Source organism: Zafaria cholistanensis (assembly GCF_008580665.1).
Lineage (GTDB): Bacteria > Actinomycetota > Actinomycetes > Actinomycetales > Micrococcaceae > Zafaria > Zafaria cholistanensis.
The window spans coordinates 165,542-185,488 of sequence record NZ_BKDJ01000005.1; the positions used below are offsets into that span (position 1 = coordinate 165,542).

The following is a 19,947-nucleotide window of genomic DNA, read 5'->3' on the forward strand; positions in this document are numbered from 1 at the left end:
TGGCCACCTGATGACACGGACCGGACCAGCCCCTTCAGTGGGCCGGCGAGATGGACGGCAGGGGCACGAAAACGCCGGGGGTCCGCCACGCCGCCCAGGACACTGGAGGGACGCGCCGCACGCGTCCGGACCGCCGGACAACATGGGAGTGATGCCACACCATGAAAACGTCACCTGATTCCTCCCGCCGGCGCCTGCTGGCCAGCACGGGCGCAGTCCTGGGGCTGCTCGCCACCATCGGGGTCGCCACCCCTGCGCAGGCCGCGGCCGGGTCCCCGGTCGTCGTGCAGGCCCACCGGGACCACGACAACAAGGACCGCTATGACTGGAACCACAAGTTCCATGACCGGAACTACGACAGGAGCCACTGGAACAACCACCGCCACCACCACGACGACGACGCCAGCCTGAGGCTGCGCATCGACGACGATGGCGACTACCGTATCCGCGGCTACGACTACGAGGACAACCGCGTCAAGGTCTGGCTCGTGAACGTCTCCCGCGACAGGGTGGTCGACAGGTTCGCGGTCCGCCCCAACAACAGCGGCGACTTCAGGGTCTACGGAGACGACCTGCGCTGCAACCGCACCTACCAGGCGGTCAGCTGGAGCGAGGACGACGGACGGGAGTACAGCAACAAGGTCCGCTTCCACTGCGACCACAAGTAGCGGCAGTCAGCCGGCCAGCCTGGGCCGGTCGCGCGCAACTGGCGGGGACGGCACCCTGGGTGCCGTCCCCGTCAGCATGCAGGGACCGGCCCAGGCTGTCAGCCGCCGACGCCGATCAGCTTGAGCGCCGCCCCGGTGGGGTCCTCCACGGTGGCCATGCGCCCGTAAGGGGTGTCCTCGGCCCCGGTGATTACCCTGCCCCCCAACTCCACGGCCTGAGCCACGGCCGCGTCGACGTCATTGGCGCCCCAGTAGGTGACCCAAAAGCCGGGGACCTCCGCGGGCAGGTACCGGGCGCCATCCATGATCCCGGCCCGGGCAGCGTCCCCCTCCCCCAAAGTGCGGTAGCGGAATTCATCCGTGTCGCCCAGCACCGAGGTCTTCCAGCCGAAGGCCCGCTCGTAGAAGGGCACCGCCGCCGCGAAGTCCCTGGTGTGCAGTTCGAACCACGCCGGGGCGCCGTGCTCGGCATCCACCCCGAAGCCCTGGTGCGTCTGGGGCTGCCAGGCGCCGATCGCCACGCCGCCGGCGTCGGAGAAGATCGCCATGTGCCCGTACGGGTCCACGTGCATCGGCGGAACCAGCACCTGGCCGCCGGCGGCACGAACCGCATCGGCCGTCGCCTCGATCCCGTCAGACTTCAGGTACAGGCCCCAGACGTTCGGGACGCCCATCTCCGGCTGGTGCGGGCTCAGGCCGGCCACCATTTGGCCGTTGAGCCGGGCGGTGACATAGCCGCCGTATTCCTCGGGGGCGGGCTCGTCGTAGGTCCATCCGAACAGGCCGGCGTAGAACGCCTTCGTCTTTTCGAAGTCCGTGGAGGCGATGTCCGTCCAGACGGGTTCGCCGGCGGCAGTGGTCTCGCGGATGGGCATGGTGGTCCTTCCGGTAGGCGGCCACGGGACGGAGCGCCCCGCGCACAGGACCGAGCCTAGGGGCCCCCGTTCCCACCGTCCATGCTTCCGGGCAGGGGCCCCGCACCAGCCGCGGCGGCAGGGCACACGCAAACGGCGGCACCCCGGACCCGGGGCGCCGCCGTCGTGCACTGCGGATGGTAAGGGATTTGAACCCTTGGTACGGGGTCACCGCACACCGGTTTTCAAGACCGGCTCCTTAGGCCGCTCGGACAACCATCCAGACCCGGCCACTATACGGCAGGTCCGGGGCCTCCGGCCAAAGGGCGCCCCGACCGTCTACCCTGACAGGGGCGGCCGGGAGCGCCGCGGAACAGGGGAGCAACAGATGCGTGCAGTCGAGTTTGCCGGTGCCGGAGGTGCGCAGGTCGCCGCGGTCACCGAACGCCCGGTCCCGGTGCCGGGACCGGGCGAGGTCCTGGTCCGCGTCGCGGCCGCGGGCATCAACCGCGCCGACGTGCAGCAGCGCCGCGGCTTCTACCCGCCCCCGCCCGGAACCACGGACATCCCCGGGCTGGAAGCCAGCGGCACCATCGCCGCCGTGGGCCCGGACGTGCAGGGGTACGACGTCGGCGCGCGGGTTTGTGCGCTGCTCGCCGGCGGCGGGTACGCCGAATACGTCGCCGTTCCGGCCGGCCAACTGATGCCGGTCCCGGAAGGGGTGGGCCTGGTCGAGGCCGCTGCACTGCCCGAAGTGGCCGCCACGGTCTACTCCAACCTGTTCGTGGAGGCGGGGCTGGCCGCCGGGGACACCGTGCTCATCCACGGCGGGGCCGGCGGCATCGGCACCATGGCCACCCAACTCGTGGCCGCGGCGGGTGCCCACCCAATCGTCACCGCCGGCAGCCCGGAGAAGCTTGAGTACTGCCGCGGATTCGGGGCGGAAGCGGGCATCGACTACCGCACCGAGGACTTCGTCGAGCGCGTCCGGGAGCTGACCGCCGGGCATGGGGCGGACATTGTCCTCGACGTGATCGGCGCCAAGTACCTGGAACGGAACGTGCGTGCGCTCGCCGTCGGCGGACGGCTGGTGGTCATCGGACTGCAGGGCGGGTCGAAGGCCGAGCTGGATCTGGGGGTGCTGATGTCCCGGCGCGCCCGCATTATTGGCACCACGCTGCGTTCGCGCCCCGCCGCCGAGAAGGCGCGCATCGTCGCAGGAACGGTGGAACGGGTATGGCCGCTGGTGGAGGCGGGCACGGTGCGCGTCGCGGTGGAACGGACCTTTCCGCTGGAGCAGGTCGTGCAGGCCCACGAGTTCTTCGATTCGGGGGAACACCGCGGCAAGCTGCTCCTCACGCTCTGAGCACGGCGGCCGGCCCCCGTCCTCCGACCGCACCCCGCGCCGGCGGGTCCGTTCGCCGCAGGGCCTTCCGGCGGACCCCGATCCCTGTGGCGTGCCCGACCCGGGGGAGTACCCTCGGAATCACGCGGCTGTGGGTGGTCGGGGGGAGACCGTGCACGGCCGGCACATCGCTCGAGAGACAAGGAATACGAGGCCCATCATGAGCACACCACTCACTCCCGAGGAGCGGATTCCGCCCGCTGCGGTCGATCCGGCCGTGGTGGAGGCCGAGGAACGCAAGTGGACTCCGGCCAAGATCGCCCTGTGGGTGGCGATCGCTTTGCTGGGCGGCGTCGCGTGGGGCGTGCTGGCCATTTCCCGCGGCGAAACCATCAATGCGATCTGGTTCGTCTTCGCATCGGTTTGCACCTACCTGATCGCCTACCGCTTCTACGCCAAATACATCGAGCGGAAAATCGCCAAGCCCGACGACTTCCGCGCCACCCCCGCCGAGTACAAGGTGAACGGCCACGACTACGTGCCCACCGACCGCCGGGTCCTTTTCGGCCACCACTTTGCCGCGATCGCCGGAGCTGGCCCGCTGGTGGGCCCCGTGCTGGCGGCCCAGATGGGGTACCTTCCCGGCACCCTCTGGATCATCATCGGCGTGATCCTGGCCGGCGCCGTCCAGGACTACCTGGTCCTCTTCTTCTCGATGCGCCGCGGCGGCCGTTCGCTGGGCCAGATGGCGCGCGAGGAACTCGGCGTAGTCGGCGGCACGGCGGCGCTGATCGCCACGATCGCCATCATGATCATTATCGTGGCCATCCTTGCGCTGGTCGTTGTCAACGCCCTCGGCGAATCGGCCTGGGGTGTCTACTCCGTCGGGATGACCATCCCGATCGCCCTGTTCATGGGCGTGTACCTGCGCTACATCCGCCCCGGCAAGGTCCTGGAGATTTCCCTGATTGGCTTTGCCCTGCTGATGTTCGCAATCATCTCCGGCCGGTGGGTGGCCGAATCCGCGTGGGGCGCCGAACTGTTCCACCTGGACCGCACCACCATCGCGTGGGCGATTATCATCTACGGCTTCACCGCCGCGGTCCTGCCGGTGTGGCTGCTGCTGGCCCCGCGCGACTACCTCTCCACGTTCATGAAGATCGGGGTGATCGTGCTGCTCGCCCTGGCCGTCGTCGTGGTCCGCCCCGAGATCTCCGTTCCGGCCTTCTCCGAGTACGCCTCCCGCGTCGACGGGCCCGTGGTCGCCGGCAGCCTCTTCCCCTTCCTCTTCGTGACGATCGCCTGCGGCGCACTGTCCGGCTTCCACGCGCTGATCTCCTCCGGCACCACGCCCAAGCTGGTCCAGAAGGAACGGCAAACCCGTTTCCTGGGCTACGGAGGCATGCTCATGGAGTCGTTCGTGGCCATCATGGCCTTGGTCGCGGCGGTCTCGATCGACCGGGGCATCTACTTCGCGATGAACTCCTCGGGGGCCGCCACCGGCGGCACGGTGGAAGGGGCGGTGGCCTTCGTCAACGGGCTGGGCCTGGCCGGGGTGAACCTGACTCCGGACATGCTCACCGGCCTGGCGGCCAACGTGGGCGAGGAGTCCGTGGTCTCGCGCACCGGCGGCGCCCCGACCCTGGCCGTGGGCATCGCGGTCATCATGAACCAGTGGTTTGGGGGCCCGGCGATGATGGCCTTCTGGTACCACTTCGCCATCATGTTCGAGGCGCTGTTCATCCTCACCGCGGTCGACGCCGGCACCCGCGTGGCCCGCTTCATGCTGCAGGACGCGATCGGCAACTTCATCCCGAAGTTCAAGGACACCTCCTGGCGCACCGGCGCCTGGATCTGCACGGCCCTGATGGTCGCCGGCTGGGGGTACATCCTGATCCTGGGCGTGACGGACCCGCTGGGCGGAATCAACACGTTCTTCCCGCTGTTCGGCATCTCCAACCAGCTGCTGGCCGCCGTCGCCCTCGCGGTGGTCATGACCATCGTCGCCAAGCGCGGCAACTTCAAGCACCTGTGGGTGGTGGTCCTGCCGCTGGCCTTTGCCACCGTGGTCACGGTGACGGCTTCCCTGTACAAGATTTTCTCCCCGGTCCCGGCCGTGGGCTACTGGGCGCAGCACAACGCGTTCAAGCAGGCCCTGGCGGACGGGAAGGAAAGCTTCGGAACGGCCAGGACGGTCGAGGCCATGGAAGCGGTCGTCCGCAACACCTTCGTCCAGGGCAGCCTGTCGATTGTGTTCCTGGTGCTGTCGCTGACCGTGATCATCGCGGCCGCCATCGCCACCCTCCGGGCCTTCCCCCACGGCGGACCCGAGACGGAGGACCCCGCGCTTCCGTCCCGGATCTACGCCCCCGCAGGCCTGGTGCCCAGCCCCGCGGAGAAGGCACTGGACGCGCAGTGGAACGCGCTGCCGCCTGGCATGCGCGCCCTCAACCGCCGGGGGCACTAGCCGTGAAAACGCCCCCTCCGCTGCGGACCCCGGCCCTCCTGGCCGCGCTCGGCGCGGCCCTCGCACGGGGCCGCAGGGGATTGGCCTGGTACCTTGGCGGGGTGCTCGGTGCCGACGCCTACCGCAAATACCTGGAGCACCACCGACAGGTCCATCCCGGCGAGGAGCCCCTTACGGAGCGCGCCTACTGGCGCGAGGCGATGGACCGGCAGGACCGCCACCCCCAGGGGCGGTGCTGCTAGCGGCGCCGGTATGCGGGAGGGGTCCGCTGGGAGCCCCCTCCCGCACCGGAGCGCCGCCGCCCCGCAGCCTCCACGGGGCGGCGTTTTGGCCAGCAGCCCGGTTCCCCGTCCGTGGCAAGATGGACCCATGACCGATCAGCAACTGCCCAAGGCCCAGCCGGACGACGCAGAAAACCAAGACGGACAGGTTCCCCCCGGGGAGTCCTTCCGCATCCGCGGGCTGGTCGATGAACCCGCGAAGGTCCTCCGCGTGGGCGGAATGGTCAAGCAGCTCCTTGAGGAAGTGAAGTCAGCGCCGCTCGATGAGAAGTCCCGCGTGACCCTGGCGGATATCCACGAGCGGTCCATCGCGGAGCTGGAGAGCGGGCTTTCCCCCGAGCTGGTCCAGGAGCTGCGGCGCATGCGGCTGCCTTTTTCCGGAGGCGAGGCCCCGTCCGAGGCCGAACTGCGCATTGCCCAGGCCCAGCTGGTGGGCTGGCTGGAGGGGGTCTTCCACGGCATCCAAACCGCGCTGGCCGCGCAGCAGCTGGCGAACCAGCAGCTGGCCCAGCGCCTCCACATGCGCCAGATTCCGGCGGGCACCGAGGTGGCGCCCGGAATCGTCATCAACGAGCAGGGCGAACCGGTCCGGGCGGCGTCCTCGGACGGCGAACCCCAGCACGGTCCCGGGCAGTACCTGTAGGGGTGGCAACGGGAATGGGGCTCTTTTCCGGCGCACGCTCCGCGCGCCGCGATGACAAGGACCTGGGGACGGGCATCTGGCGCCGGGCCCATGACCGTTACGGCCGCGGGCTGGACCGCTTCCACCAAGTGCTCGAAGGCATCGAGGACGACGACCTTTACAACGCCCTGGTCATGATTGCCGACCACCTGGCCAGCCTGCAGCCGCGGGTGCGCGAGGTCTGCCAGGAGGCGCAGCGGATGCGCCCCAGCGCCGACACCGACATTCCCGGCTCCCTTGCCCCGGTCCACCGCGCCCTGTCCAAGGCGGCGAACGACCTTGCCATGGCCGCGCAGTCGGCGGCCATGGCAAGGCTCGACGGAGAACGCTGGGGTTATGCGTCGGCCGGATTGGAGAACGTGGCCCGGCGGGCCGACGTCGTCACCGGCGGCGTGGTGGCTGCCGAGGCGGCGCTGAAGCAGGCCCGCGCCGCGGGCTGACCCGCCGGCATTGGGGCCCGGAGCCGGGCGGCGTTTTCGCCGTCGGCGGACCCTGCCGCCGGGGCGGGGACGGACGGCCGTGCCGGTGGCAGGATGGGTGCATGACTAATTTCGTGTCCCCGGAACTTCCCCTGAACAACGGCCGCACCATCCCGCAGCTGGGCTACGGCGTGTGGCAGATGGAGGACCAGGTCGCCGAAGGCGCCGTCCTCAACGCCTTCGAGGTGGGCTACCGCCACATCGATACCGCCCGCATCTACGGCAACGAGGCGGGCGTGGGCCGCGCCATTGCGGCTTCCGGGCTTGCCCCCGAGGAACTCTTCATCACCACCAAGGTCTGGAACTCGGACCAGGGCTACCAGCAGACCCTCGACGCCTTCGACGCCTCGATGGAACGGCTGGGCCTGCAAACCCTGGATCTGTACCTGATCCACTGGCTCCAGCCGAAGCAGGGCAAGTATGTGGAGACATGGAACGCGCTGATTGAGCTGCAGAAGGCCGGGCGCGTGCGCTCGATCGGTGTCTGCAACTTCACGACCGAGGCGCTGCAGGAGATCGAGGAGGCCACCGGGGTCGTCCCGGAGATCCACCAGGTGGAGACCCACCCCTACTTCCCGCAGCCCGAGCTGCGCAGCTACGCCGCCGCCAAGGGCATCCTGCACCAGTCCTGGTCCCCGCTGGGCCAGGGCGGCGAGCTGCTCGCCGAGCCGGTGCTCGAGCGCATCGCCGCCAAGCACGGGGCGACCCCGGCGCAGGTAGTCATTGCCTGGCACCTGGCGCTGGGCAACGTGGTGATCCCGAAGTCGGCCACTCCCGCGCGCATCGCGGAGAACTGGGCGGCGCTGGGCCTCACGCTCGACGCCGGGGACATCGCCGCCATCGACGGGCTGGACCAGGGCCGGGCCGGCCGCATCGGCGCGGACCCGGCAGTCTCCGACTTCGCCTGATTCCTGAAGCCGGCCCCTGAGCCCGGTTCCTGAAGCCGGTCCCGGACGCACCTTGTCCCCGGAACCGGCCAGAATCGAACCGGCGGCCCTTCGGCAGGACGCTGGGGTCCCTGGCGTGCCCCTATGGATGCCGCAGGTGCAACGGGGTGGAACCGGGCAGGAGTATGCCTGCCATGTCCCCTCGAGCGCCCGGGCGCGGCCGGTGAGGCCTACCGGTTGATCCTGAGCACCGGTTTGATGGTCTTGCCGGACTTGCTGTCATCCATCGCGGCCTCGACCTGGTCGATGTCGTAATACTGCACCAGCCGGTCGAACGGGAACCGTCCCTGCCGGTACAGCGCGATCAGGGCCGGGATCAGGCGGTTGGAGGTGGAGGATCCTCCTAACGTGCCCACGATGCGCTTGCCCCACAGGGCGCGCAGGTGGTCCAGGGAGAAGCGGGCCTCTGGCGGGGCGCCGCCAATCAGGATGAGCGTGCCGAGCATGCCCACGGCGTCGGCAGCCTCTTCGATGACAGGGACGACGCCGGTGCATTCGAGCACGTAGTCGGCCGTTCCGCCGCAAATCCGCTGGATTTCCTCCAGGGCGTTGACCCGCCCGGAGTTGATGGTGTGCGTGGCGCCCAATTCCCGGGCCAGTTCCAGCCTCGAATCGTGCAGGTCGACCGCGATGATCGTGGTGGCCGGCGTGTTCCGCGCGGCCATCACCGCGGCCAGGCCGACGGCGCCGGTCCCGTAGACCACCAGGGATTCACCCGGTTGCGGGTTGGCGGTGTTGAACACCGCCCCGGCACCGGTGGTGATGCCGCAGGCCAGCGGGCCCAGCAGCTCCAGCGGCACCTCCTTGTCCACCTTCACCAGTGCGGAGGCCAGGACCAGGGAATGGTCGGCGAACGAGGATTGTCCGAAGAAGTGTCCGGAGACGGTCGACCCGTCCGAACGCGTGTAAGCGGAGGTGCCGGATTTGGGGCCGGTAAGGCGGGTACCGCCCACCACGGCCTCGCCCAGCCGGGCGCAGTACCGTGGCTCGCCCCGCTCGCAGTTGCGGCATTCGCCGCAGAACGGCCAGCCGATGACCACATGGTCGCCTGGGGCGACATTGTGCACGCCTTCGCCCACGGCCTCGACCACGCCGGAACCTTCGTGGCCGAGAACCCCCGGCAGCGGAAGCGGCAGGCCTCCGGCGCGGGTAATGGCATCAGTGTGGCAGACGCCCGTCGCCACGATCCTTACCAGGGCCTCTCCCGGGCCCGGCGAATCCAGATCCAGTTCTTCGCGGACGAACGGGGCGTGGGCTTCCTCAAGAACGAGTGCGCTTATCTTCAATGGTTGCTTCCTGTCGTCGTCTTCAAGAGCGGTACCGAAAAGGACCCGGCAGGCCACCGGGCCGGTGCCAGGGGACGCCCGCTACGCCTGCCGGGCAGAGGGATGATCAGGTACCGGCGCCGCGGCCGGGCAGGGCCGCGGCGGCATGAAGAACGTAGCGGTACAGGTCAACGGCCCTTAAGTTATCCGATGAGGTCAACAATGACAATGGAAATCAGGTTGGGTGGAGCACCGGGTGCTGAGCGCGCCACTTGAGGAGGAGCGTCGCGGCGGGATGGTTCCCGGCCCAAACGAAAGCACCCCGTCACCGGAGGGTGACGGGGTGCTTTCGGGTCGGAGCCCCCAGCCAGAATCGAACTGGCGACCTTTTCATTACGAGTGAAACGCTCTACCGACTGAGCTATAGGGGCCTCACGGCCTTGCGGCCGCAGTCCCCCACTTTATAGGAGCCGGTCGGTCGCGGTCAAAACGGCGCACCGGGCCGCGGCCCCCATCCAGCGGCGGGCCTCAGCAGCAGGGCCTCAGCAGGTCAGGCCGTCGCGGGGAACCTTGCCCTCGAGCAGGTAGGCGTCGACCGGATCCTGGATGCAGGATCCGGCGCGGCCATAGGCCGTGTGGCCGTGGCCCCTGTAGGTGAGGAACACGGCGGAGTCGAGCTGTTTGGCCATCGACTGGGACCACTCGTAGGGCGTAGCGGGATCCCCGGTAGTGCCGATGACCACGATCGGGGCGGCACCCTCCGCGGAGATCGGAGCCGGCGAGCCGGTCGGCGGGTACTTCCAGGCCTTGCAGGTGAACCCGCCGAAGGCCAAGTACTTGCCGATGGTGGGGGAGGCGACCTCAAGCTCCTTCGCATCCTGGCGCTGGCCCTCCACGTCGGTGACCATCGGGTAGTCCAGGCAGTTAATCGCACTGTGGGCATCGGAGGAGTTGCCGGAGTAGGTGCCGTCCTCATTCCGGCCCGCACCGAGGTCCGCCAGCCACAGCATCGTGGTCGGGTTCCCGTTCATCGCCTCAGTCAGCGCCTGGGTGAGCACGGGCCACGAGGCGTTGTCGTAGAGGGGCAGGATAAACCCGCTGACAAAGGTAATGATCGGCACCAGGCGTCCGTCCGCGGCCGTCATGGGGGATTCCTCGACGGACTCCAGGAGGTCCTGCAGTTGCTTGGACGCGTTGTCGACGGAGCCGGTGAACGGGCAGCGCGCCGAGGCCAGGCAGCTTTGCAGGTAGGCCTGGATCGCCGACTCGAAGGCCTTGGCTTTGCCCAGCGTGAGGTCTTCGTCGCTCAGCGCAGGGTCGACCGCGCCGTCCAGCACCATGCGGCCCACCTTCTCCGGGAACAGGCCCGCGTAGGTGGCGCCAAGCTTGGTGCCGTAGGAGAAGCCGAGGTAGTTCAGTTTTTCATCGCCGGTGACCGCCCGCAGCACGTCCAGGTCACGGGCCGCGCTGACGGTGTCGACGTAAGCCAGCGAGACTCCGGTCCGCTCCGCACAGGCCTCGGCGTAGTCGCGGCTGGCGGCCTCGACCTCCGCCAGGCCCTCGTCGGTCGAGGTGTCGTACTGCTTCTGGCGGGCGGCGTCCTGCTCCGCGGCCGTCTGGCAGGTGACCGGGGTGGAGCGGCTGACCCCGCGCGGGTCGAAGCCGACAACGTCGTAGCCGGAGTTCAGGCTCGCCAGCGTGCTCGCCGCGGCATCGCGCACGAAGTCGTAGCCGGAGCCTCCCGGGCCACCCGGGTTGACCAGCAGGCTGCCGGCCCGCTCGCCGGTGGCCTGCTTGCGCAGCAGTGCCAGCGAGATCGTTTCCGCTGCGGGGCGCTCGTAGTCCATGGGAACCAGGATCTTGGCGCACTCGAAGCCGTCGCCGGCGTCCGCTTCGCAGGGGGACCAGTCCACCGTCTGGGTATAGAACTTCTCCAGCCCCGCCGCGACCGTGTTGGTGCCCGCCAGGCCCGAGGACGTGGTGGAATTGCCGGTCCCGTCCGGGGAGCCGGCGGCGCACCCGGCCAGCAGCAGCATCGAGGCGGCCGCTGCGGCGACCGTCCGGAAGGCTGGTCGTAGGTTTTTCATGGGGGCTCCTCGGCGGCTCGGGGTGGGAAAGGCTCGGGGTGGGAAGGGTGGGGTCGGGCACCAGGTCAACGCGGCGGCAGCAATCCCGCCATCATGGCTTCCATGGCCAGCAGGGGGGAGACGTTGGCGGCAATGCGGACCCGCGCCTCGGAGATCGCATCGATCCGGGCGAGCGTCTGCTCAGGGGTGGAACGTGCCGCGTAGGAGCGAAGTTCCGCCGCCAGGTACTCGTTGACGAGCTCGGTGCCCGCTTTCAGCTGCAGCGTCAGGACATCCCGGAAGAACGTGGTCAGGTCGATCAGCGAACGGTCCAGAGAATCGTTCACCCCGCGCTTGGCCCGGCGCTTTTGCGTCTCTTCCAGCTGCTTGAACTGGCTGCGCAGCTGCGGCGGGACCGGGGCGTCCCCGGCCAGCCCCAGCGCCTCCCGGAGCCTGCGGGCCTCGGCCGCACCCCGCTCCTCGGCCGCCGCATTGGCTTCCGAAGTGGACAGCTCCACCAGGTCCCCGGCGGCGATCACCGCGTCGGACACGCTGCGCAGCCCCAGCGGCAGCCGGACGGTACGGTCCCTGCGCAACCTTGCGCCTTCGTCACGGGCCAGCCGGCGGGCGATGCCAATGTGCCCTTGGGAGATCCGGGCGGCGAAACCGGCCTGCTCCGGGGTGAGCCCGTCACGGCGCACCAGCAGCTCCGCGACCGCCTCCGTGTTGGGCACGCGCAGTCCCACCGGGCGGCAGCGTGAACGGATGGTGATCAGCACGTCCGCGGGACTGGGCGCGCACAGCAGCCACACGGTATGGGGCGGCGGTTCCTCGATGGCCTTGAGCAGCACGTTCGTGGTGCGCTCTGCCATGCGGTCCGCGTCCTCCATGATGATGACGCGCCATTTCCCGCCGGAGGGCTTGTCCTGCGCCTTGCCGATGAGCTCGCGGACATCGGCGATCGCGTAGGTGACGTTTTCCGTCGCGACCTGCGCGACGTCGGGATGGGTCCCGGCCAGTACGGTGCGGCAGCCGTGGCACGTTCCGCAGCCCCGTTCCGCCGGGGTGGCGGCCTGGCACTGCAGCGCCGCGGCGAAGGCGCGGGCCGCGTTCGAGCGTCCGGAACCGGGAGGACCGGTGAACAGCCAGGCGTGCGTGGGGGCGTCCTCCGCCGCCGCGCGGCGCAGCTGCGCGACAGCCGCCTCCTGCCCCGGCAAATCAGCCCAGACGGTCATCGCAGGCCCGCCACCCGTGCGGCGATGTCCGCCGCGAGGTCCGCCACGGGACGGCCGGCGTCGAGCACCAGGTAGCGCTCCGGCGCGGAGGCGGCCAGGTCCAGGAACGCGGCGCGGATCCGCGCGTGGAAATCATCCGGCTCGGCCTCCAGCCTGTCCTCGGCCAGCGCCCCGGAGGTGCGGCGCCAGCGCCCGGTGTCCGGGGCCACGTCCAGGAGGATGGTCAGGTCCGGGGCCAGCCCGCCGGTGGCCCAGCGGTTGATCTCCAGCACCTCCGCGGGGCCGAGGCCGCGCCCGATGCCCTGGTAAGCGACGGAGGAGTCGATGTAGCGGTCGCAGACGACGGCGGTGCCCGCCGCCAGCGCCGGACGGATGACCTGCTCGACGTGCGCGGCGCGCGAGGCCGCGAACATCAGCGCCTCGGTGCGCGGATCGACGTCGCCGTGCCCGTGCTCCAGGACCAGCGCCCGCAATTTCTCGCCGATCGGGGTGCCGCCGGGCTCGCGGGTGCGCAGCACGGTCCGTCCGGACGCCTCAAGGCGTTCGGACAACAGGGCGGCCTGGGTGGATTTTCCGGCCCCGTCCCCGCCCTCGAAGACGATGAACAGCCCGGACGGCCGGGCGGGGGGCTGGGATTCGCTCACCCCTCTAGCCTATCGGCTGCCCGCCCACACGCGAGTTGCGGCGGCGTGTCCGTGGAGGGGCGGCCAGGGCCGTAACGCGGCGGGCCGGTGGCCAGCGGCGGCCCGGCGGGGGTCTACGCTTTATGACCATGCATTCGTTCCACGCCCCCGACATTGCCCCGGACACCCTCGTCGTCGCCGCCGGGCGCCCGGAACGGGCCCCGGACGCGCCCGTGAATCCGCCGATCGTGCTCTCCTCGACCTTCGTCGGCGCGGGAGTGCCCGGGCCCGGCGAGCGCGTCTACGGCCGTTTCTCCAACCCCACCTGGGACCCGCTGGAGGAGGCGATTGCGCAGCTGGAACGGGCGGACCTGCCCGCCCTGGTCTACGCCTCCGGCATGGCGGCCGTGGCCTCGGCGATGTCCCTTGTCCCGGCCGGCGGTGTCCTGGTGGTTCCCCGCCACGCCTATAACGGCAGCCTCGGCCTGGTCGGGGACCTGGCCACGCGCAGCAACGTGGAGGTCCGCATCGCCGACCTGGAGGATACCGAGGGCACCATCGCCCTGTTCGGTGGCGCGGACATGGTCTGGCTGGAAAGCCCCACCAACCCGATGCTCGAGGTCGCGGACCTGCGCGCCCTGACGGCCGCGGCCCGCGCCGCCGGAGCCGTCACGGTGGTGGACAACACCTTCTCCACGCCCCTGCTGCAGCGCCCGCTGGAACTGGGGGCGGACATTGTGGTGCACTCGGCCACCAAGTTCATGGGAGGCCACTCGGACGTCATCCTCGGGGCCGCAGTGACCAGCCAGGTACACCTGCGCGAGCGCCTCCACGCCCACCGCACCCTGCACGGGGCGATCGCCGGGCCGTTCGAGGCCTGGCTGACGCTGCGCGGGCTGCGCACCATGGCGCTGCGCGTGGAGCGCTCCGAGCGCAACGCCGCCGGGATCGCCCGGCGCCTGCTGACCCACCCCGCCGTGTCCGGGGTTCGCTACCCGGGCCTGCCCGAAGATCCTGGGCACCACCTTGCGGCCGAACAGATGGACGGGTTCGGGGCGATCGTCGGCCTGCGCGTCACCGCCGGGGAGGAAGCCGCGGAGCGGGTCCTCAACGCGCTGCGCCTGTGGCTTCCGGCCACCAGCCTGGGCGGAGTGGAGTCCCTGGCCGAACGCCGCCGCCGCCACACGGGTGAACCCGAGTCAGTGCCCGCGGACTTCATCCGGCTCAGCGTGGGCATCGAAAACCTCGAGGACCTCTGGGTGGACCTGTCCCAGGCCCTGGACACCGCGCTCTAGCCCCGCAGTCATTCCGTGGCGCGCGGGGCCCACGGCTCGCTTCGCTCGCCGCGGGCCCCGCGCCGTCTACCGTGCAGCCGGCTCCCACGGCTCGCTTCGCTCGCCGCGGGCCCCGCGCCGTCTACACTGGGGCGCATGGCCTTCGCGTACCTTTTCGAGTACTACCTGATGCTTGCGTTCAGCGTCGTCGCGCTGTTCATCGCCGGTTGGGCGTTCCTGGACTGCCTGCGGCACTCCGGGACCAAGTTCCAGCGGGAGGGCAAGCGCACCAAGGGCTTCTGGCTGGGCATGACGGGCGGTTCCGCCGTCGTGTGCCTGCTCAGCTTCATGATCTCCGGCGGCTTCCTGCAGATCATCGCCGTCTGCATCGCCGCGGTCTACCACGCGGACGTCAAACCGGCCGTCTCAGGCAAGGGCGGGAACTACTACCGCTACTGACCCCGGCTAGAGGGCCAGCCCGCCGCTGCGCGGGGCCACGCACGCCCAGCCGACGGTGAGTTCGCCCAGCCGCCACCGCCGCACGCCGTCGCGCACCGGCCAGCCGGCGCCCTTCAGTGTCCGGCACATGGCGATCCAGCGCTGCCGGTTCCCGAAGGAGGCCAGCGGAGCCGCGGCCAGCCACGCGGCGTCGGCCGCGCGCAGGAAGTCGTGGACCCGTTCGCCGGGCACGTTGCGGTGGATCAGCGCCTTCGGAAGCCGTTCGGCCACCTCGGAGGGCAGCGCGAAGGAACCGAACCGCAGCGCGACGGTCAGCGTCGCGGGGCCGGCGCGGTCCACGCCCACCCATGCGGCCCGCCGGCCGACCTCGTCGCAGGTGCCCTCCGCGATCAGCCCCTGCGGGGCCAGCCGGGCACGCATGGTGTCCCAGATCGCCGGGACGTCCGCCTCCTCGTACTGGCGCAGGACATTGAACGCGCGCACCGCCACGGGCGGCCGCGGCAGGGCCAGTTCGAAGCCGCCCAGCCGGAAGGAGAGACCCTCGACATCCAGGGCCTGGCCGCGGGCAACGCGTTCGGGTTCGATCTCCAGCCCCACCAGTTCCAGGTCCGGGCACACCGCGCGCAGCCGGGCGAACATCTCCACGGCGGTGGTGGGGGAAGCCCCGTAGCCGAGGTCCACGGCCAGCGGGTGCTCCTCGGTGCGGAGCCGCCACGCCTGCGGGCCGGCGAGCCATCGGTCGACCCGGCGCATCCGGTTGGGGCTGGTGGTGCCGCGGGTAATGTTGCCGACCGGCCGCCCCGGGGCCCGTCCGCCAAGCCGCTCCGCCTTCTGCACCATGCAGACAATCGTAGGCGGAAATACCCGCCCGGCCCGGTTCCGTCCGGGGACGTCACGAATCCCACCCGGGTCGGCGGGCCTCGCTAGGATGGCCCCATGACTTACACCTTGATCCTGCTTCGCCATGGGCAGAGCGAGTGGAACGAAAAGAACCTCTTCACCGGCTGGTACGACGTGACCCTCACCGAGCAGGGCCGCAAGGAGGCCGTGCGCGGCGGCGAGCTGCTGGCCGAGGAGGGCCTGCTGCCCGACATCCTGCACACCTCGCTGCTCAAGCGCGCCATCATCACGGCCAACCTGGCGCTCGAGGCCGCGGACCGCAGCTGGATCCCGGTCAAGCGCAGCTGGCGCCTGAACGAGCGCCACTACGGGGCCCTGCAGGGCAAGGACAAGGCGCAGACCCTGGCCGAGTACGGCGAGGAGCAGTTCATGGAATGGCGCCGCTCCTACGACACCCCGCCGCCGCCGCTGGCCGATGACTCCGAGTTCTCCCAGATCGGGGACCCCCGCTACGCCGAGCTCGGCGACGACGCCCCGCGCACCGAGTGCCTCAAGGACGTCCTGATCCGCCTGCTTCCGTACTGGGAGGACCAGGTCAAGCCGGACCTGGCCGCGGGCAAGACCGTCCTGGTCGCCGCGCACGGCAACTCCCTGCGGGCGCTGGTCAAGCACCTCGACGGCATTTCCGACGCCGACATTGCCGGACTGAACATCCCCACCGGCATCCCGCTGGTGTACGAGCTCGACGAGGACTTCAAGCCCGTGGTCCCGGGCGGCAAATACCTGGACACGGCCGCCGCGGCCGAGGCCATCAAGGCCGTCGCCAACCAGGGCCGCCACTAACGGCTGCTCCGGCGGCCTGCCAACGACGGCGGCGGCGCACCTTCGCGAGGTGCGCCGCCGCCGTCGTCGTTCCCGGGAGCCGGGCCTCCGGGAGCCCTGGACCTCAGTAAACCCTAGACCTCAGTAAACTGCGGGTCCCATTCGCCGGTGACCAGGTAGTTGACCTTGCGGGCCACGGAGACGCCGTGGTCGCCGTAGCGCTCCAGGAAGCGGCTGGCCAGGGTGACGTCCGCGGTGGTCGGTGCGGACTCGGTCCAGTCCGGCTCGGCGACGGCCTTGAACACGCTCAGGTGCAGTTCGTCGATGTGCGCGTTGAGCCGGATGATCTCCTGCGCGATCTTCAGGTCGCGGGTCTCCAGCAGTTCGCCGAGCTTGTGGGCGATCTGGATGTCGGCCTGCGCCATTTCCCGGAACACCGGGGCCAGGGACTCCGGAACCACATGCTGCGGGAAGCGCAGGCGGGCCAGCTGGGCGATGTGCCGGGCGAGGTCGCCCATGCGCTCCAAAGACGCGCTCATGCGCAGGGAGCCGACGATCATCCGCAGGTCGGAGGCCACCGGACCCTGCCGGGCCAGGAGGTCGATGGCGCGCTCGTCGAGCTGGTTCTGCAGGAAGTCGATGCGCGCGTCGGCTGCGATGACCTCCTGGGCGATCTCGGTGTCGGCAGCTTCAAAGGAAGCGTATGCGCGCTCCATGGCGTGCGCCACAAGCTGGGACATTTGGACCAGCTCGTCACCGATGGACTGGAGCTCGGCCTGGAATAGCTTACGCACGGCAGCGTCCTTTCATAACAGGTGGGGCCGAACCCTTCGGGTGCGGCCCCCATTCTCCGCTTCAGGCTGACAGTACTAGATGAATGCTTGTGGGGCGCCCGATGAACACTCCATTAACCGGCCCCGTTTGCCCCTTTCCGGTCCGGAGGGCCCCAAAGGCGGGGGATACGCTAGTGGGGTGAACGATGTGCTGATCGGAGTGCTCTCCGGACTGGTGGGCCTGACCCTGGGGATCGTTGGACTCCTGGCCTACCGGGCCAGCCAACGGCAGCGGGCGGGCCTGATGGAGGTCGGCGAACCGACCCTTCCGGAAGGTTCCGCCGAGATCCTCTCCGTCATCGGACGCGCCTTCGTGGTGGTGGACGACGTCGACGGCGTGGTCCGGGCCAACCCGGCCGCCTACGCGTTTGGCCTGGTCCGCGGCCATACCCTGGTGCATCCGGAACTGCTGGAGCTGGCCCGCCGGGTGCGCTCCGACGGGGTCATCGAGGAGCGCCAGTTCGAGCTTCCGCGGGGCCCGTTGGGGCAGGGCACGATCATCGTGCACGTCCGGGTGGCCCCCTTGGGCGAGCAGTACATCCTCCTGCTGGCCGATGACCGCACGGAGATCACCCGCACCGAGGCCATCCGCAACGACTTCGTGGCCAACGTCTCCCACGAGCTGAAGACGCCCGTGGGGGCCATCTCGCTGCTGGCGGAGGCCGTGGACGAGGCCGCCGACGACGCGGTCGCCGTCCGGCGCTTCGCCGCCCGCCTGCACAAGGAATCGGCGCGGCTCACCGCGCTGGTCCAGGACATCATCGAGCTCTCCCGCCTGCAGGGGGCCGACGTCGTGATGCAGGGCCGGCCGGTGGACGTGAACGCGGTCCTGGCCGAGGCGGTGGACCGCAACAAGCTTCCCGCCGAGGGCAAGCACATTAAGATCTCCCTGGGCGGGCGTTCCGACGCCCTGGTCCACGGGGATCCGGACCTGCTCATGACGGCCTTCCGGAACCTGATCGACAACGCCATCCGGTATTCGCCGGAGGGGACCACCGTCGGGGTTGGCGTCCGCTCCCGCGACGGGCTGGTCCAGGTCTCGGTGACGGACCAGGGGCCCGGCATCCCGCAGGAGGAGCAGGACCGCATCTTTGAACGGTTCTATCGGGTGGACGCCGCCCGGTCGCGCCAGACCGGCGGCACCGGCCTGGGGCTGAGCATCGTCAAGCACGTCATTTCCAACCACGGCGGCGAAGTGACCGTGTGGTCCCAACCCGGCCAAGGGTCGACCTTCACGGTCCGCCTGCCGGAGTTGGAGGAAACAACCGCCGGGAAAACCGGCGGACCGAACGAAGGGACGCTAAGCGCCCCCGGACAAGGAGGCAGGGTTTGACCCGCATTCTGGTGGTCGAGGACGAGGAGTCGCTGAGCGACCCGCTCTCCTATCTTCTCGAAAAGGAGGGTTTCGAGGTTCAGGTGGTCGACAACGGCCTGGACGCCGTGACCGAATTCGACCGTGCCGGCGCCGACCTGGTGCTGCTGGACCTCATGCTGCCGGGGCAGCCGGGCACCGAGGTGTGCCGGCAGCTGCGCCAGCGCTCGAACGTCCCCGTCATCATGCTGACGGCCAAGGACTCGGAAATCGACAAGGTCGTTGGCCTGGAGTTGGGCGCCGACGACTATGTAACCAAGCCCTACTCCTCGCGCGAGCTGGTTGCCCGCGTGCGCGCCGTGCTGCGCCGCCAGGGCGAGCCGGAGGAACTGGTCGCCGCCACCATCCAGGCCGGCCCGGTGCGCATGGACGTGGAGCGCCACGTGGTGAGCGTGGGCGGGGAGCAGGTTTCGCTGCCCCTGAAGGAGTTCGAGCTGCTGGAGATGCTGCTGCGCAACTCCGGGCGCGTACTCACCCGCGGCCAGCTGATCGACCGCGTCTGGGGTTCGGACTATGTCGGGGACACCAAGACCCTGGACGTCCACGTCAAGCGGCTGCGTTCGAAGATCGAACCCGACCCGTCCGCCCCGGTGCACCTGGTCACGGTGCGGGGGCTGGGGTACAAGTTCGAGGCCTGAGTGGCCGCAGTGTCCTGACCCGGAGCCGCATGCGAAAGGGCCCCGGAACCGTTCGGTTCCGGGGCCCTTTCGCGCAAATGCCGGCGGGCCTAGTGCTCCGCGGGGGCTTCGCCGTGCTTGACGAGGTGCTCCGTGGTGGCCGGGTCGTAGCCGCCCGGCAGGTACTGGCGGTACTCCTCGAGGGCGCCGTTGACCACCGGGATCGACACCTCGGTGCTGGCGGAGCCTGCGGTGGCTACGGCGTCGGCATCGGCGCCCGGCTCGGCGGTAGCGGTCGGGATGACCACCTCGTTGGCGTCGTCCTCAAGCTTCAGCGAGGTCTTGGCCGGCACCCGGATCGAGGCCGTGTGGGAACCGACCTTCAGTTCCAGGGTTTGGGGGGCATCGGTGGCGTTGACCACCGTGCCGATCAGGCGCGCTTCCTCGGTGGCGGAGCCGGTGACCAGCATGAGGTTGCGGGCCTTCAGGTCGGCCACGTCGAACACGATGCCGTCGGAGGCCGCATACTGCAGGGTGGTGGCCTGCTTGTTGATGGAACCGCAGCCGGTGGCCCCAAGCGCAATAACGGCCAGAGCGGCGGCCGCAACGGCGCGGCGTCCACGGATCTTCTGTGCGGTGATCACGGCACAAGCTCCTCTATCAAGGTCGAGTCTGGTGGGTCGCCGCGGCACGCTGGATGCGTCGGGCGCGGCGGCAATTCACCTCATAGCCTAATGGGTTCGGGGCGAAAAGCTTGCCTCGGCCAACTGTCATGACGGGGGAAATGGCCGGTTTTAACGCGCGCTCGTACCACCGCG

Annotated in this window: 20 protein-coding genes and 2 tRNA genes; 12 read left to right on the top strand and 10 right to left on the bottom strand. The window is 69.9% G+C overall.

From position 1 onward, the window contains the following. Positions 1-161: 161 nt before the first annotated feature. Positions 162-668, top strand: a complete 507-nt coding sequence (locus NCCP_RS06710) for a hypothetical protein (RefSeq protein WP_149956465.1) — start codon at positions 162-164, stop codon at positions 666-668. 98 nt (positions 669-766) lie between these two features. On the opposite strand, the gene NCCP_RS06715 is transcribed toward NCCP_RS06710, so the two are convergent. Together NCCP_RS06715 and NCCP_RS06720 are read right to left on the bottom strand one after the other, a co-directional pair. Further along, positions 767-1,543: a VOC family protein gene (locus NCCP_RS06715; protein ID WP_149956466.1), complete on the bottom strand. Its 777-nt coding sequence runs from the start codon at positions 1,541-1,543 to the stop codon at positions 767-769. 173 nt (positions 1,544-1,716) lie between these two features. Beyond that, positions 1,717-1,804, bottom strand: a tRNA-Ser gene (locus tag NCCP_RS06720). Positions 1,805-1,910: 106 nt separating this feature from the next. Here NCCP_RS06720 and NCCP_RS06725 point away from each other — a divergent pair. The 6 genes from NCCP_RS06725 (at position 1,911) to NCCP_RS06750 (ending at position 7,684) form a co-directional block, all read left to right on the top strand. Continuing rightward, complete coding sequence (locus tag NCCP_RS06725) at positions 1,911-2,888, top strand: NAD(P)H-quinone oxidoreductase (protein ID WP_149956467.1); 978 nt, start codon at positions 1,911-1,913, stop codon at positions 2,886-2,888. A 199-nt stretch (positions 2,889-3,087) separates the two neighbouring features. Beyond that, positions 3,088-5,334 carry a carbon starvation CstA family protein gene (locus tag NCCP_RS06730; RefSeq protein ID WP_149956468.1) on the top strand — a complete coding sequence of 749 codons (2,247 nt, stop codon included), beginning with the start codon at positions 3,088-3,090 and terminating at the stop codon, positions 5,332-5,334. Between the two features lie 2 nt (positions 5,335-5,336). Next, the gene (locus tag NCCP_RS06735; RefSeq protein WP_414727711.1) at positions 5,337-5,576 is read left to right on the top strand and encodes a YbdD/YjiX family protein; all 240 of its coding nucleotides are present in this window, start codon (positions 5,337-5,339) and stop codon (positions 5,574-5,576) included. Positions 5,577-5,703: 127 nt separating this feature from the next. Beyond that, the gene (locus NCCP_RS06740) at positions 5,704-6,258 is read left to right on the top strand and encodes a proteasome activator (RefSeq protein ID WP_149956469.1); all 555 of its coding nucleotides are present in this window, start codon (positions 5,704-5,706) and stop codon (positions 6,256-6,258) included. 14 nt (positions 6,259-6,272) lie between these two features. Continuing rightward, the gene (locus tag NCCP_RS06745; protein ID WP_149956470.1) at positions 6,273-6,737 is read left to right on the top strand and encodes a hypothetical protein; all 465 of its coding nucleotides are present in this window, start codon (positions 6,273-6,275) and stop codon (positions 6,735-6,737) included. 101 nt (positions 6,738-6,838) lie between these two features. Beyond that, positions 6,839-7,684 (top strand): aldo/keto reductase, encoded by an 846-nt coding sequence (locus NCCP_RS06750; protein ID WP_149956471.1) that lies wholly within the window; start codon positions 6,839-6,841, stop codon positions 7,682-7,684. A 209-nt stretch (positions 7,685-7,893) separates the two neighbouring features. On the opposite strand, the gene NCCP_RS06755 is transcribed toward NCCP_RS06750, so the two are convergent. From NCCP_RS06755 to tmk, 5 genes are all read right to left on the bottom strand, one after another. Further along, a complete protein-coding gene (locus NCCP_RS06755) occupies positions 7,894-9,009 on the bottom strand; it encodes an NAD(P)-dependent alcohol dehydrogenase (protein ID WP_149956472.1) in 1,116 nt (371 codons plus the stop codon). 337 nt (positions 9,010-9,346) lie between these two features. Next, positions 9,347-9,419: transfer RNA gene (locus tag NCCP_RS06760), tRNA-Thr, on the bottom strand. Between the two features lie 111 nt (positions 9,420-9,530). After that, positions 9,531-11,075 (bottom strand): alpha/beta hydrolase, encoded by a 1,545-nt coding sequence (locus NCCP_RS06765; protein WP_149956473.1) that lies wholly within the window; start codon positions 11,073-11,075, stop codon positions 9,531-9,533. Between the two features lie 65 nt (positions 11,076-11,140). Next, positions 11,141-12,289, bottom strand: coding sequence for a DNA polymerase III subunit delta' (locus tag NCCP_RS06770; RefSeq protein WP_149956474.1), 1,149 nt, complete (start codon positions 12,287-12,289; stop codon positions 11,141-11,143). Further along, positions 12,286-12,933, bottom strand: coding sequence for a dTMP kinase (gene tmk, locus NCCP_RS06775; protein ID WP_149956475.1), 648 nt, complete (start codon positions 12,931-12,933; stop codon positions 12,286-12,288). The genes NCCP_RS06770 and tmk overlap by 4 nt, the downstream gene beginning before the upstream one ends. A gap of 122 nt (positions 12,934-13,055) precedes the next feature. Here tmk and NCCP_RS06780 point away from each other — a divergent pair, with 122 nt between their 5' ends. Beyond that, on the top strand, positions 13,056-14,207 hold the full coding sequence (locus NCCP_RS06780) for a trans-sulfuration enzyme family protein (protein WP_149956476.1): 1,152 nt from the start codon (positions 13,056-13,058) through the stop codon (positions 14,205-14,207). 135 nt (positions 14,208-14,342) lie between these two features. Next, entirely contained in the window at positions 14,343-14,645 is a 303-nt protein-coding gene (locus tag NCCP_RS06785) for a DUF2516 family protein (protein ID WP_149956477.1), read from the top strand. A gap of 6 nt (positions 14,646-14,651) precedes the next feature. On the opposite strand, the gene NCCP_RS06790 is transcribed toward NCCP_RS06785, so the two are convergent. Beyond that, a complete protein-coding gene (locus tag NCCP_RS06790) occupies positions 14,652-15,485 on the bottom strand; it encodes a class I SAM-dependent methyltransferase (protein ID WP_172627322.1) in 834 nt (277 codons plus the stop codon). A 96-nt stretch (positions 15,486-15,581) separates the two neighbouring features. Here NCCP_RS06790 and NCCP_RS06795 point away from each other — a divergent pair, with 96 nt between their 5' ends. Beyond that, positions 15,582-16,328, top strand: coding sequence for a phosphoglyceromutase (locus NCCP_RS06795; RefSeq protein WP_149956478.1), 747 nt, complete (start codon positions 15,582-15,584; stop codon positions 16,326-16,328). Between the two features lie 113 nt (positions 16,329-16,441). On the opposite strand, the gene phoU is transcribed toward NCCP_RS06795, so the two are convergent. Beyond that, on the bottom strand, positions 16,442-17,101 hold the full coding sequence (gene phoU, locus NCCP_RS06800) for a phosphate signaling complex protein PhoU (RefSeq protein WP_149956479.1): 660 nt from the start codon (positions 17,099-17,101) through the stop codon (positions 16,442-16,444). Between the two features lie 187 nt (positions 17,102-17,288). Here phoU and NCCP_RS06805 point away from each other — a divergent pair, with 187 nt between their 5' ends. Continuing rightward, on the top strand, positions 17,289-18,473 hold the full coding sequence (locus NCCP_RS06805; protein ID WP_149956511.1) for a sensor histidine kinase: 1,185 nt from the start codon (positions 17,289-17,291) through the stop codon (positions 18,471-18,473). After that, positions 18,470-19,150, top strand: coding sequence for a response regulator transcription factor (locus NCCP_RS06810; protein ID WP_149956480.1), 681 nt, complete (start codon positions 18,470-18,472; stop codon positions 19,148-19,150). Before NCCP_RS06805 ends, NCCP_RS06810 begins: the two co-directional genes overlap by 4 nt. An 89-nt stretch (positions 19,151-19,239) precedes the next feature. On the opposite strand, the gene NCCP_RS06815 is transcribed toward NCCP_RS06810, so the two are convergent. After that, entirely contained in the window at positions 19,240-19,773 is a 534-nt protein-coding gene (locus NCCP_RS06815) for a hypothetical protein (RefSeq protein ID WP_149956481.1), read from the bottom strand. Positions 19,774-19,947: the final 174 nt, after the last annotated feature.

Bases quoted from the DNA above. Each gene is read 5' to 3' on its own strand.
- NCCP_RS06710 (WP_149956465.1), top strand. From the start codon at position 162: ATGAAAACGTCACCTGATTCCTCCCGCCGGCGCCTGCTGGCCAGCACG.
- NCCP_RS06715 (WP_149956466.1), bottom strand. From the start codon at position 1,543: ATGCCCATCCGCGAGACCACTGCCGCCGGCGAACCCGTCTGGACGGAC.
- NCCP_RS06725 (WP_149956467.1), top strand. From the start codon at position 1,911: ATGCGTGCAGTCGAGTTTGCCGGTGCCGGAGGTGCGCAGGTCGCCGCG.
- NCCP_RS06730 (WP_149956468.1), top strand. From the start codon at position 3,088: ATGAGCACACCACTCACTCCCGAGGAGCGGATTCCGCCCGCTGCGGTC.
- NCCP_RS06740 (WP_149956469.1), top strand. From the start codon at position 5,704: ATGACCGATCAGCAACTGCCCAAGGCCCAGCCGGACGACGCAGAAAAC.
- NCCP_RS06745 (WP_149956470.1), top strand. From the start codon at position 6,273: ATGGGGCTCTTTTCCGGCGCACGCTCCGCGCGCCGCGATGACAAGGAC.
- NCCP_RS06750 (WP_149956471.1), top strand. From the start codon at position 6,839: ATGACTAATTTCGTGTCCCCGGAACTTCCCCTGAACAACGGCCGCACC.
- NCCP_RS06765 (WP_149956473.1), bottom strand. From the start codon at position 11,075: ATGAAAAACCTACGACCAGCCTTCCGGACGGTCGCCGCAGCGGCCGCC.
- NCCP_RS06770 (WP_149956474.1), bottom strand. From the start codon at position 12,289: ATGACCGTCTGGGCTGATTTGCCGGGGCAGGAGGCGGCTGTCGCGCAG.
- NCCP_RS06780 (WP_149956476.1), top strand. From the start codon at position 13,056: ATGACCATGCATTCGTTCCACGCCCCCGACATTGCCCCGGACACCCTC.
- NCCP_RS06785 (WP_149956477.1), top strand. From the start codon at position 14,343: ATGGCCTTCGCGTACCTTTTCGAGTACTACCTGATGCTTGCGTTCAGC.
- NCCP_RS06790 (WP_172627322.1), bottom strand. From the start codon at position 15,485: ATGGTGCAGAAGGCGGAGCGGCTTGGCGGACGGGCCCCGGGGCGGCCG.
- NCCP_RS06795 (WP_149956478.1), top strand. From the start codon at position 15,582: ATGACTTACACCTTGATCCTGCTTCGCCATGGGCAGAGCGAGTGGAAC.